The organism is Streptomyces sp. MB09-02B, from assembly GCF_033794485.1.
In the GTDB taxonomy this organism is placed as follows: domain Bacteria; phylum Actinomycetota; class Actinomycetes; order Streptomycetales; family Streptomycetaceae; genus Streptomyces.
On sequence record NZ_JARGEE010000033.1, the window covers coordinates 24,116 to 36,254 of the forward strand.

9 protein-coding genes and 4 pseudogenes are annotated in these 12,139 nt (G+C 69.6%); 8 read left to right on the forward strand and 5 right to left on the reverse strand.

Features of this window, described 5'->3' with window-relative positions; translation table 11 throughout:
- Positions 1-329 precede the first annotated feature (329 nt).
- Positions 330-665: a hypothetical protein gene (locus tag P1P70_RS07670; RefSeq protein WP_319235696.1), complete on the forward strand. Its 336-nt coding sequence runs from the start codon at positions 330-332 to the stop codon at positions 663-665.
- Positions 666-920: 255 nt separating this feature from the next.
- Here P1P70_RS07670 and P1P70_RS07675 read toward each other — a convergent pair.
- Positions 921-1,106 (reverse strand): annotated as a pseudogene (locus tag P1P70_RS07675) (helix-turn-helix domain-containing protein); the annotation flags it as partial.
- Between the two features lie 171 nt (positions 1,107-1,277).
- Here P1P70_RS07675 and P1P70_RS07680 point away from each other — a divergent pair.
- Positions 1,278-2,192, forward strand: a complete 915-nt coding sequence (locus tag P1P70_RS07680) for a hypothetical protein (protein ID WP_319235698.1) — start codon at positions 1,278-1,280, stop codon at positions 2,190-2,192.
- A 365-nt stretch (positions 2,193-2,557) separates the two neighbouring features.
- On the opposite strand, the pseudogene P1P70_RS45715 reads toward P1P70_RS07680, so the two are convergent.
- Positions 2,558-2,680, reverse strand: a pseudogene (locus P1P70_RS45715) (site-specific integrase); the annotation flags it as partial.
- 91 nt (positions 2,681-2,771) lie between these two features.
- Here P1P70_RS45715 and P1P70_RS07685 point away from each other — a divergent pair.
- Positions 2,772-3,233, forward strand: a pseudogene (locus tag P1P70_RS07685) (Uma2 family endonuclease); the annotation flags it as partial.
- A gap of 557 nt (positions 3,234-3,790) precedes the next feature.
- Here the strand turns inward: P1P70_RS07685 and P1P70_RS07690 are convergent.
- Entirely contained in the window at positions 3,791-4,432 is a 642-nt protein-coding gene (locus tag P1P70_RS07690) for an FMN-dependent NADH-azoreductase (RefSeq protein WP_319235700.1), read from the reverse strand.
- Positions 4,433-4,679: 247 nt separating this feature from the next.
- On the opposite strand from P1P70_RS07690, the gene P1P70_RS07695 reads away from it, so the two are divergent.
- Positions 4,680-5,168: a MarR family winged helix-turn-helix transcriptional regulator gene (locus tag P1P70_RS07695; protein ID WP_319235702.1), complete on the forward strand. Its 489-nt coding sequence runs from the start codon at positions 4,680-4,682 to the stop codon at positions 5,166-5,168.
- A gap of 133 nt (positions 5,169-5,301) precedes the next feature.
- On the opposite strand, the pseudogene P1P70_RS07700 reads toward P1P70_RS07695, so the two are convergent.
- Positions 5,302-5,789 (reverse strand): annotated as a pseudogene (locus P1P70_RS07700) (4-hydroxy-2-oxovalerate aldolase); the annotation flags it as partial.
- A 248-nt stretch (positions 5,790-6,037) separates the two neighbouring features.
- Here P1P70_RS07700 and P1P70_RS07705 point away from each other — a divergent pair.
- From P1P70_RS07705 to P1P70_RS07715, 3 genes are all read left to right on the forward strand, one after another.
- Positions 6,038-8,599: a GH32 C-terminal domain-containing protein gene (locus P1P70_RS07705; RefSeq protein WP_319235704.1), complete on the forward strand. Its 2,562-nt coding sequence runs from the start codon at positions 6,038-6,040 to the stop codon at positions 8,597-8,599.
- Positions 8,600-8,818: 219 nt separating this feature from the next.
- A complete protein-coding gene (locus P1P70_RS07710; RefSeq protein WP_319235706.1) occupies positions 8,819-9,553 on the forward strand; it encodes a hypothetical protein in 735 nt (244 codons plus the stop codon).
- 82 nt (positions 9,554-9,635) lie between these two features.
- Positions 9,636-9,929 carry a zinc-ribbon domain-containing protein gene (locus P1P70_RS07715; protein ID WP_220648171.1) on the forward strand — a complete coding sequence of 98 codons (294 nt, stop codon included), beginning with the start codon at positions 9,636-9,638 and terminating at the stop codon, positions 9,927-9,929.
- On the opposite strand, the gene P1P70_RS07720 is transcribed toward P1P70_RS07715, so the two are convergent.
- Complete coding sequence (locus P1P70_RS07720) at positions 9,832-11,211, reverse strand: MFS transporter (RefSeq protein WP_319235709.1); 1,380 nt, start codon at positions 11,209-11,211, stop codon at positions 9,832-9,834. The genes P1P70_RS07715 and P1P70_RS07720 overlap by 98 nt on opposite strands.
- Before the next feature lie 154 nt (positions 11,212-11,365).
- Here P1P70_RS07720 and P1P70_RS07725 point away from each other — a divergent pair.
- On the forward strand, positions 11,366-12,139 hold a 774-nt coding region (locus tag P1P70_RS07725), incomplete at its 3' end, for a transcriptional regulator (protein ID WP_319235711.1).

Sequence of the window (12,139 nt, forward strand, 5' to 3'; positions counted from 1 at the left end):
CTTCGGCCGCTTAGCGCAACTGTCGGCATGTCCAAAGAGTCGTACCCGCCGTGACCGAAGCATGTACACAGCACAGCGTGAGGTTGTCGCCCGCCGTCTCAACGGCAGCTGGCATCGGCAGCCTGGCACTCGCCGCCATAGCGAGTTGGAGCAGTCTCCTGCTGGTCGTGCAGGGGCGGGTGATCCCCGGCTGGGGCGTGAGTGCAGTTCTCCTTGTCGCTTCGCTCGTTCTCCAACGGGCCCTCACCCGGGTGGGCCGCCCGACGGATGCTTCGAGGCTCCTGCGGAAGCGAGCCAAGTGGACACGATTGGGGAGCAGTCTGCTGATCGTGACGGCAGCACTCGGCACTACATGGGGAGCCGTAGACGACCTGATCTCGAACGTGGAGTACCGCGTACTGCGCCCTGCGGGGCCGGGGGGCTGCACGGCCGTGGTGCGGGAGACGTCCTTTCTCGTGATCGGCAAAGGCGAGGTGTACGCGGTGGGCCGCACCGGCCTGGCCCTGGGCGCGTCGGGATCCTGGACGGTCGACGATGGTTACCGGCCCATCGGCGCAGGCACATACGAACTGTCCTGGGGGCGGGACAGCGGTCATCTGCGGATCGGCGGTAGAAGCACCGATCCGGTCCTACACGGGGGATCGACCGACATCGACTGCGGGTAACCGATCCCTTCAGAGCTACGAATCAGAAGGCTTCTGACATCCGCGGCTGACATCAACGACGCCGGACGGGGGCGTACATCAGCGACTCTGTCCAGCCGTCACACCAGTCGATGGCCGCAGCCGGGACAGGCACCGATCGAACTCCTGAAGCGGGTGTCGCAGGTTCGAATCCTGCCGGGGGCACAGAGGAAGGGCACCTACGAAGTCTCGTGGGTGCCCTTCGGGATTATGGCCGACTGCCCGCCTGCCGGTGGCTCAGGCGGCGTGCGGGGTGAAGGTGACATGCGAGTCGCCTTCGTCGATGATCAGGTTCAGCGTGCCCTGCAGGGCCTTGGCCAAGCGCCGCAGCAGCGGGAGAGTCGGCACGGTGTCGCCGCCCTCCATCCGGGAGACCTGGGGCTGAGTCATCCCGGCCCGCTCTGCCAGCTCCGCCTGGGACAAGCAAGCCGACCAACGGTCAGGACAACCAGAGGTGGAGGCGGACGTGACCGACCGTTCCCCGCGCCCCTGCTTTCCCGGGGACGAGGGGAACCGCGCGAACGGGCCGGACCACAATGTCTGTTGGTGCCACAGAGATCACAACGTCGTACGCACATCTGCGATGCTGGGCCGATGAGCAAGGTGTGGCAAGGACACGTCATCGATGGCACGCGCTTCGTGTTCCCGGCGTCCGGTGTGACGCCGAGGCACGTGCTGTGCGCGGTCGGCCTGGGCCTGGATCCCGATGTCATCAGCCGGGTGGTCGAGGAGGCGGGCGCGGGGGCCTTCACGCTCGACGAGTTCCAGCGGGAGCCTGACCCCCGGATGCGTGAGGCGTTCGAGGTCGCGGCAACTTCCCGCCGGGCCACCGGCGTCGACGACTTCGGCGACTTCGGCGACGACGACTGGGCCGCGGTGGACGCACACGACTCGGTCGCCTATGTCCTGTCACCGCCCGTCTCCCAGGCCACCGGCCTCGACGTGTCCCGCCGGGCGCTGGCCGTCACCGCGGCCCTGCTGGCCAACGGAGCCACCGCGGTGAAGAACGAGTCCAGCGGGGTGGCCTGCGGTCGGGAGCGGTGGCTGGCCCTGGCGAGCGAGGCGGCGGCCGCCGAGACCGCGGACGACCTGGTCGGCGCCCTCGTCCGGGCGTGGGTCGTGCCGGTGATCCACGACGGGGAGGTCTACTACAGCTGCGGCATGCACCTCCTGGGCGAGGCCGACGTGGAGCTGGCCCCCGGAAGCACCGCGGTGCCCGAGCCGGAGCTGCTGTGGGAGTGGGTGACCACCATGGAGATCGCGTCGTACTACCTGCTGACCGAGCAGCCGGACCACGGCGTCCAGAACGGCGAGGGCTTCCGCATCGCGCAGGACGCCACGCGCTGGATCTTGAACCGTGTGGAGTGCGAACGGTTCGAGGATGACGACTTCTTCCACAACCCGTACGGCTACTGGCGCCTGACCCCCGCTGCCCGCGACCCACGGGGGAGGGCGAGGATCAAGAGGCGCAACCCCCGCACAACCCTTGGAGCGCGACGGAAGAGGTGAGAGCGGGGAAGGCGTGGAGATCTCCGGACCACGGGCCGAACGCCGCGCCCTCTCCGGCGTCTCTGTACCGATCGCGGTCCTGCCCACCCGGGCCCCGAGGAGGGGTTTTACTCGGCCTCGGACTCGTCGTCCGGGGCCGTTTGCGTGAGCGGTGCGTGATTGGACAGGGGGTTGATCTCCCAAATAGTGCCCCACGGATCAGCATCATCGGGCACTGACTCCTGGCCAGAATGCTCCACACCGTCGGGCTCGGGCTCCGCTTCGGGTGCGGCCCCCGGAAGGGCTCGTGTACGTGTCGGCCCTGATGGTGATCGGGAAGTGGCCGAGTATCTCCTGGACGCCCAGGTCGGCCTCGGCGCGTGGGCCAGGCGGTCCTCCGCGACATAGTCGAGGAGGAGGCCGGTGTGCTCCGGCGTCCAGACCATTACCGACGACGGCTTCTCGCCGGTGCGCTCCCAGTGGTCATGGCTGGCGGGCCGCTCACCGGTGTGGCCACGGCACTGCTGGCCTTGGCCTCTTCCGCTCTTTTGGTGCCGAGGCCACCGCGTCGGTTCCTCACTTGTCGTGGCCCCGCTGGTCGGGATGGTCGTCGTGAGTCCGAGTGCGTCCAAGCGACCCAACCGGCTGGCCCGGATCCTGACGAACGCCCTGGATGCCGCCGCGGGCCCGGAGTGGAACGCCGACACGGACTTCGACGTCCGGCTTCAGGACGTTCCGCTCACCAATCGCCGCCCGGACGTCGTCGTGTACCGCGCGGACACGCTCGACGTCACCCCCACCCGCCCTGAGCACGTGCTACTGGTCGCTGAGGTGGTGTCGCCGGGCTCGGAGACCACCGACCGGATCGTGAAGGTGGACCAGTACGCCAAGGCAGGCATCGGCTTCTACTGGCGGATCGAGCAGGCCGTGACAGGCGTCCCTCTCGTGTACACCTACGTTCTCGACCCCGCGACGAAGACCTACCGGGACGGAGACGTGTTCACCGGCGTCCTCAAGGTGACAGCCCCTTTCCCGGTGGAGATCGACCTCGGCCAGGTCTGACCACGCGCTGCTCAGCAGCCGCCAACGCGTGAGCGATGCGTGAACGGACCGCCCGGTACAGGGCGGCATGAACCGGATCAAGTGACTCGCCGTGCGGTTCCGACCAGGCACACGCATGGCGCCGCTGAACTGGGGTTCTCCCTCAGGGAGGCGCTCTGTTCGGTCTCGGGCTCCTCGTCCGGGGGCCGTTGGTGCGAGCGGGCGGATCGCCAGACTCCTGCCTTCTGCTTGGCGGCCAGCTGTCCCGGCTGGAGACGGACACGCCCCGGCTCCAGTTCGGCGTCTGACCGTCTCATGCGGGAGGGCGACTTCTGTCGCGTTGGCGCACGAGCCTTTCCTGAACGCCTTGAGGCCGATCGTTCCAGGGTCTGTCCCGCAGATCGGTGCGGTGGCGAGCGGCCGTCCGCGTCGAAGCGTCGCACGGCGAGCGGCGCAAGGTGCGCGTCGAACGGAGCGCGTCGCAAGGCGGAGGAGGAACGCTCGCCAGGGGATCCACTGTGCGGGAGGTGCCGCCGGGGGGCAGTTCCCGCCGATCTACGGGACGAACCCCGGGGCGGTCAGACGCTGCTCAGCTTGGCGATCCGCAGCCCGTGCTCGGCAGCCTGCTCGTACCCCGTCTTCATCGACTCTTCGGCCAGCCCCCGCAGGTGCGCCATCTCCGGATTCCAGAACGCGTGGGTCAGCTCCGCCTCGGCGATCTGCAGGTCGAGGCCCAGGACGTCGGCCAGGATCGTGCGCATGTAGGGCGTGGCGTGGTCCCAGCCCTCCTTCGGGGTGCCGGGCCCGTAGCCGCCGCCCCGGCTCAGCGTCAGGAGCGCCGGCTTGCCCTTGAGCGGCCAGTCACCGTGCACCCCCACCCGGGGGTGCTTCAGGATCAGGTCGATCCAGGTCTTGACCTGTTCCGGCACATTCCAGTTGTACATCGGCACCGCGAACAGGAACGCGTCGGCCTCGAGCAGTTCCGCGCCGAGACGGTCGAGGAGCTCGTGTGCCTCGGCCGGGGCCGGTGCGGCCGGGTTGACTACTTCATGGGCGAGCGCCGTCCACACGTCCCCTGGCAGCGGCTGGACCCCCAGGTCACGGCGGGTCACGACCCCGCCGGGGTGCTCGCCGAGCCACGCCTGCTCGGCGGTGTCGGCGAGGGCGCGGCTCACCGATCCTTCGGTTCGGATGCTCGCGTCGAGACGGAACAGGTTCATGATGCCGGTCCTCCAACATAGTTCGGCTGCGATGCAGATAGTATGCACAGCAGAACATCTGCTTTCAAGACGGGGTGTCCCTGACGGACCACCGACCGGCAGGCCCTCGTCGCCACCTCGCCACCTCGCCACCTCGCCACCTCGCCACCTCGCCACCTCGCCACCTCGCCACCAGGACGCTATGCCAGCAAGATATTCTGGCTGCAAGACTATCTGTCGTCATACCGAAAGGTGCTACGGTGATGCGATGTCCTCTGAACCCCGCGGCCGAGCCAACGAAAGCGGCAAGTGTCTTGCCTTGGACAACGACCTGGTCTGGGCCATTCGCATGATCTCGGGGGCACTGCGGCGCGCTGCGGCCGACGCCTCGGAGACGCTGCCCGGAGGGGCACGGGCCTACCTGGTGCTCATGGCCTTGGCCGAGGCCGGTGACAAACCCCCCACGCAACTCGAACTCGCCGGACAGGTCGGTCTCGACCGAACAGTGATGACCTACCTCCTCGACGACCTGGAGGGGCAGAGTCTGGTGTCGCGACGCCCGAACCCCCAGGACCGGCGGGCTCGCCACGTGATCCTGACGGACGAAGGCCGATCACAACTGCAGCGCATGCGAACTGATGTCGCGGCCGCTGAAGCACGGCTGCTCGTGGAGTTGAGCGACGAACAGCGGGCCCAGTTCCGAGACCTCCTGACCCGGGTGGCGCTCACCGCTCAGCGGGGCACCGCCAAGGGCTGAGGTGCGGGCATCCTGATGCCGACGCACCACACTGCAGCTCCCACTCCGGCTCCTCCTCGGCTCCGCGGCTCCACGGCTTCTCAGCTCCGCCCGTCAGGATGCGGTTTCCCGTAGCGCGCGGCGGCGGTCTCGTCCCGCCCCCCTGACCGGCGAGCCGAGGCGTCGACGCGTACGGCACCGTTCTCGACGGCGACGACGGTGTTGGCCACGCCCAGGGCGAGGTCGTGGTGGGCGTGGATGCCGAGCTCGGTGGCCGGGTCGAGACGTCGCGGTAGGCGCGGAAGCGGACGCGGTCGTGCTCGCGGTCGCGGACGCCGTCCGTGGTGAGCCGGCCGCCGGAGTCGGTGACGTGGACGTGGACGTAGACGTGGACGTGGACGCAAGTGGCGCCGTACGACTCCAAGAGCCGCGCCTGGCGGGCGAGTTCGGCCGGTTCGACCCTGTGGGACGTCATCAGGAACCCGGCGATGTCCATCCCCGGCTCCCGCGCGGCGGCGATGTGTCGGGCGGAGATGTCGGCCTCGGTGCAGTGCGTGGCGACGCGCACCGAGCGGAGGTCCAGGGGGTGCGCCTCGTGGCCTTGAGGTCGTTGACCGTTCCGATGCCGAGCAGGAGAAGCGTTCCTCTTTCTGACGGTGACCGTCGCCTCGCGGCACCACGGACGCGGCCCCACCGACCCGTCGGCGCGGCCACCGGCGACCGGTACAACCCCTGGGCCGTGGGCCGGTCGTCGAAGCAATCGCGTCCGAACCGTTGACGCGCCGACCGGATCGCCCTCCATAATCGGGCACTCGCTGTCATCGCTGACATAAGTCAACGATGACATAACAGTCGGCTGTGCGGACGGTCCGCCGGACAAGGAAGTCACCATGAGCTCTGCACGCGTATCCCGGCCTGCCCGCATGCGCCTGATGGCGGCGGCGGCGACCGTCTGCGCCCTGTCGGCATCCCCACTCGCTCCCGGAGCGGTCGCCGCGGACACCCCGCCGTACACCGAGACCCACAGACCCCAGTTCCACTTCACCCCGGAGAAGAACTGGATGAACGACCCCAACGGGCTCGTGTACTACAAGGGCGAGTACCACCTCTTCTACCAGTACAACCCGAACGGCAACTCCTGGGGCGACATGTCCTGGGGGCACGCGGTGAGCGAGGATCTCGTGCACTGGGAGGAGCTGCCGCTCGCCCTGTCCCACGACGACGAGGAGATGGTGTTCTCCGGCGGCGCGGTCGTCGACGAGAACAACACCACCGGCTTCGGTACGAAGAAGAACCCGCCCATGGTCGCGATCTACACCAGCGCCTACAAGGACGGCGGCAAGCAGGCCCAGTCGCTCGCCTACAGCACCGACCGCGGCCGCACCTGGACCAAGTACCAGGGCAATCCCGTCATCGACATCGGTTCCCACAACTTCCGCGACCCCAAGGTCCAGTGGTACGCGCCGACCAAGAGCTGGCTCATGACGGTCTCGCTGTCGGAAGAGCACAAGGTGCAGTTCTACTCGTCGAAGAACCTCAAGGACTGGAGCCTGCTCAGCGAGTTCGGGCCGACCGGCGCGACGGGCGGCGTGTGGGAGTGCCCCGACCTGTTCCCCCTCGCGGTCGACGGCGACAGGAACAACATCAAGTGGGTCCTGGTCGTGAACCTCAACCCCGGCGGCATCGCGGGCGGTTCGGGCTCGCAGTACTTCATCGGCGACTTCGACGGCACGAAGTTCACCGCCGAGGACAAGGGCACCTACACCCCGCCCACCGGCACGGTGGTGCAGGACTTCGAGGGCGCCGGCTTCGGTGCGTGGACCACCACCGGCAACGCGTTCGGCCAGGCGCCGGCAGCCGGGGCGGTGGACGGGCAGACTCCGGTCACCGGCTTCGACGGCAAGGGCCTCGCCAACAGTTTCCACGGCGGAGACGGCACCACCGGCACCCTGACCTCGCCCTCCTTCACCGTCGACAGCCCCTACCTGAACTTCAGGATCGGTGGGGGACGGCATCCGCACAAGGACGGAACGGTCCTGGAACGGACACCGCCCGAGGGCACGGTCCTGGCCGACTTCGAGGGCGGGACGTACGGCGACTGGACGGCGACCGGGGACGCCTTCGGCACCGCACCGGCCGCGGGCACCCTCCCCGGGCAGCATCAGGTCTCCGGGTTCCTGGGAGACGGGCTGGTCAACACCTTCCGGAACGGGGACTCCACCACCGGGACCCTCACCTCGCCCGAGTTCACCCTCGACAAGAGGTACGTCGACTTCCTCGTCGGCGGCGGCAACCACCCGGCCGGCTCCGAACACCCCACCGCTGTCGAGCTCCTCGTGGACGGCCAGGTCGTCCGCAGCACCACCGGAAGGGACACCGAAGCGCTCGACTGGGCCGCCTGGGACGTCGGCGACCTCGCCGGGAAGAAGGCGCGGATCAGGATCGTCGACGACAACACCGGCGGCTGGGGTCACCTCAACGTCGACCACATCGTGCTCTCCGACACCAAGGCGCCGCGCGTCTCCACGGAGTCGTCCGTCAACCTGATCGTCGACGGCAAGGTCGTCCGCAGCGCCACCGGCGCCGACAGCGAGACACTCGACTGGGCCTCCTTCGACCTGCGCCCCTACGCCGGCAAGCAGGCACGGATCCAGATCGTCGACATGAACACCGGCGGCTGGGGCCACGTCCTGGCCGACCAGTTCACCGCCGCCGACAAGCCGGCCGAGTCCGTCCTGCAACGGGCCGACTGGGCCGACTACGGCCAGGACTACTACGCGGCCGTGTCCTGGGAGCACGCGCCGGGCGGCAAGCGCTACATGATCGGCTGGATGGACAACTGGGACTACGCCGGCTCCGTCCCCACCACCCCCTGGCGCGGCGCGCAGAGCGTCCCCCGGGAGATGGCCCTGCGCACGGTCGACGGCCGGATCCGGCTGACCAGCAAGCCGGTGGGCAGCCTGGAGTCCCTGCGGAACAAGCGCCCGGTGACGGCGTCCGGCGTGACCGTCAAGAACACCTCCACGCCCTTGCCCGGCCGTACGGCAGTCGGCAAGGCACTCGACATCGAGGCGACCTTCTCCCTCGAGGACGCCGACCGGTTCGGCCTGAAGGTCCGCACCGGCGCGGGTGGCGAGGAGACCGTGATCGGCTACGACGCCACGACGCAGGAGCTGTACGTCGACCGCTCCCGCTCCGGCGCCGTGGACTTCCACGACAGGTTCTCGACCGGCGTCCAGACCGCGCCCCTCAAGCCCCGGAACGGCAAGGTCAAGCTGCGCGTCCTGGTCGACTGGTCCTCCGTCGAGGTCTTCGGCGGCGACGGCGAAGCCGTGATCACCGACCAGATCTTCCCCGATCCGTCCAGCACGGGCGTCGAGGTCTTCGCCGAGGGCGGCACCACCACCCTCGACCGGCTGCGGGCGTGGCAGCTCGGATCCGTCTGGAAGTGACGGTCGCCCATGCCCCGAGGGCGGCGGGTAAAGCCCTCGGGGCATGGGGGAAACCACCGATTCGTCCGCCGGGTCAGGTGGCGCGGCCGAGGGCGGACCTCCGGTGAGCGGGGGCGACCCGGCCTTCCACCCCACCATCACGATCCAGCCACACCCCCTCCAAAAAACCGCCGGCATACGGGATGATTCACCCTTCAACTGCACCATCGTGGGGGGACCATGAGCCACGACATCACGCCACCGCCCATGCCGGGCTTCGGGCCGCCGATGCCGCCGCAGCCACCGAAGCCGCCGTCCGGGAACCGGACGAACCTGATCATCGTCGGGTGCGCCGTCGCCGTCGTCGCCAGTGTCATCGGCACGGGCATCGTGGTGGCCAACGACGGCGACGGGTCGGCCTCGCCCGCGCCGACGGTCACCGTCACGAAGACGGTCACGGCGGAGGACGCGGACACCACCGGCGACGACAGCGGTGACGAAAGTGGCGACGACAGTGTTGGCGACGGCGGCGAGGGGGTCGAGGACTCCTCCGAGGACGCGAGCGACACCGCGACCGACGACGACGGGGTCTTCGCCCTCGACGACGAGGTGATCTACGACAGCGACGTCGAGGTCGCGCTCTCCGGGTTCAAGCGCGGGGTTTCCAGCGACTACGCGGCGCCCGAGAACACGCCGTACGTCAAGTTCAACATCAAGATCACGAACGGGTCCGACGCCACGGTCGACGCCAATGAGATGACCGTGAACTGCGCCTACGGCGAGCAGGGCAAGGAGGGCGAGGCGATCTACGACGACGGCCTCAACGGGCTCCCCGACACCCGTATCCTCGCCGGACGCTCCCTCACCGTTCCCTGGGCCTGTGAGCTGCCCAAGAGCGAAACGTTCCTCCAGGTCGAGGTCTCACCCGACTTCGACTCCGAGGAAGCGATCTTCACCGGCGACGTGAAGAAGTGAGGGACGGGCACACTTGAAGGCAGGGCGTACGGTGCGTGCAGCGCGCGCGGTGCGTCGATAGGGCACCCCCGGGAAGGATCAGATGTTCATCATCTTCGGCACCAAGGGATACCTGTACCAGCTCGCGATACTGACGCTGGTGTGCGGGCAGTGCGGCAACCCCGCCGCGCACACGCTCAGGAAGCGGGTCACGAAGTTCACGCTGTTCTTCGTACCGCTCATCCCGATCTCGACGAAGTACCAGACACAGTGCACCTTCTGCGGGGCCGAGCAGAAGGTCAGCGCCGAGCAGGCCGAGCGGCTCCAGGAGCAGAGCGCCGGCGCGCACGGCGGCCAGTCGTACGGCCAGCCTCAGCAGCAGCCGTACCAGTCGTAAGGACGGGAGGGAACACGGCCGCGGTCGTTCTCTCGTCTCGTCCCGCCGCCCACAACCCCAACGTCACCGCCATCGACGCTCCTGCCATGGCGGTCATCGCCGTGGCCGGTGACGTCAGCTGGGCCGTGGCGCCTGCCAGGGCCGCGCTCAGGCCCTGCAGTGTGAGCATGCCGGAGGAGTGCAGGCCCAAAGCGTGGCCGGTGAGTTCGGGTGGGGTCAGGGTCAGGAGCTGGTGTTGCTGGACCAGGCTCGCACCGAAGCCGACGGAGGCGAGCGCGGCGCAGGCCGCCGCGGCGGGGGTCGGCGGGTGGAACGCGAACAGTAGGTACGGGGTCGCCAGGAGCAGCAGGAGCGGGGTGGCCAGACGGTCGCGGACCCGGGGCGGGAGCAGGCGGCCGACCGTCACGTCGCCGAGCAGCATGCCGAACGCCGCGCAGGCGAAGAGGAGACCCGCGCGGTCGGGGGCGTACGCGACGAACAGGGACTCACAGCCGACGACGAGGCCATTGGGGATCCAGAGGCCCAGATAGAGGCGGCGGCGCGGGGCGGACGACCACAGGAGGGCGTTCGTGCGCCAGGTCTCGGCGACGGACGGGCGGCCTGCGGCGCGTGGGGCCCGGTGGCTCAGACCAAGGGCGGTGCACAGGGCCGCCGCCGCGTACAGGGCCGCCGACACCAGCAGGGTGACCGCCGGGGAGAGGAGGGCCACCAGCGCGCCGCCGGTCGCGTAGCCGGCGATCTGCGTCAGGCCGTGCAGCATGTTGAACAGCGAGCGGCCGAGCGGGTAGCCGTCGTCGGGGAGGATCTCGTTCAGCAGGCCCCAGCGGACTCCCCCGCCGAGGGAGGCGACCAGGCCCTGGGCCGCGATCACCGCGAAGACCGTCCACAGGGGCAGGGCGAGGAGGGCGAGTGCCGCCGTGCTCGCCGTGAAGACGACGGCCAGGCCCGTCAGCGTCGCTCTCGGCGGCAGGCGGTCCGCCGCCGAGAGCAGGGTCGTCGCGCCGATCACCTGGGCGAGGGACGGCCCGAACATGCTGAGCGCGGAGAGGAAGGGGGACCCGGTCGCCGCGTAGACGGAGGTGCCGAGGGCCAGTCCGCCGATCGTGGAGGCCGCGACCTGGAGGGAGGAGGAGACGAAGAGAGGGGTGAACTCCCTTGTGCGGAAGAGAGATTGGTAGCTGGGGCGGTAGCTGGATTGAGGACTGGGCTGATCGCCGGGTTGGTCGCTGGGTTTGTTGCTGGGCTGATCGCCGGGTTGGTTGCTGGTTCGGAAGCCGCGCATGGGATGACCCTGGAGTGCGTCGTCCGCCCGCCGTAATGTTTCGCGTACACGCGAAAGCTCGGCCGAGGCCGACGTCAGGGACCACGGGCCGGGCATGGGCCCGGGCCTGGGCCGGGTCAGAGGCGGGCTCGCGCCGCACACCGGAGGCGTTTTCATGGGCTGTTGGCAGGTCAACGCCGACACTCTCGCCGGCAGCCGGTTCGTCGTCTCGCCGCTCGCGGAGACGTTCGCGAGCCTGAAGTTGCTGCACGCCGGGACCGGCACCCACCCCGGGGAGCGGGCCTGGCTGCGAACCCATCTCCCGGCCTACCGCGCCGTGTTGGCCGGGGACCCGCTCACCGCGCTGCTGATCCGCGCCGGGCTCGGCCAGGAGTGGATCGCCGACTTCCTCACGCCCGCGCCACGCGAGGGCGACACCTTCGCCGCCGAGATCGCCCGGGTCCGGGGCACCGATCCGGCCGCCGCCCGCGCCCACCTCACCCTCTCCCTGCGCGGCCCCCTGCCCGCCGCCCTGCGCCGGGACGACCTGCCCGACCGCGCGGCCGGTCTCCTCACCCACGTGTGGGAGGAGACCGTACGGCCGTACTGGGAGCGGCGGCGGCGCGTGCTGGAGGCCGATGTGCTCGCCCGGACCGCGCGGTTGGGGCAGGGCGGCTGGGCGGCCGTGCTGGACGCGATGCGGCCGGGGATGCGGTGGCTCGGCGAGAACCGGCTCCAGGTCAACCTGCACGAGTACCCGCCGCGTGAGATCTCCGGGGCGCGGCTGGTCTTCGTGCCGGTCACGCCCCAGCGCGTGGGGTGGGTGGCGTGGGAGGAGCGCGAGCGGTACGCCGTCGTGTACCCCTGCTCGGGCGTCCTCGCCGACCCCGGCGGCACCGCCGCGATCCCCACGGCCCGGGCCGACACGGCTCGCCCCGCCGCCCCGGCC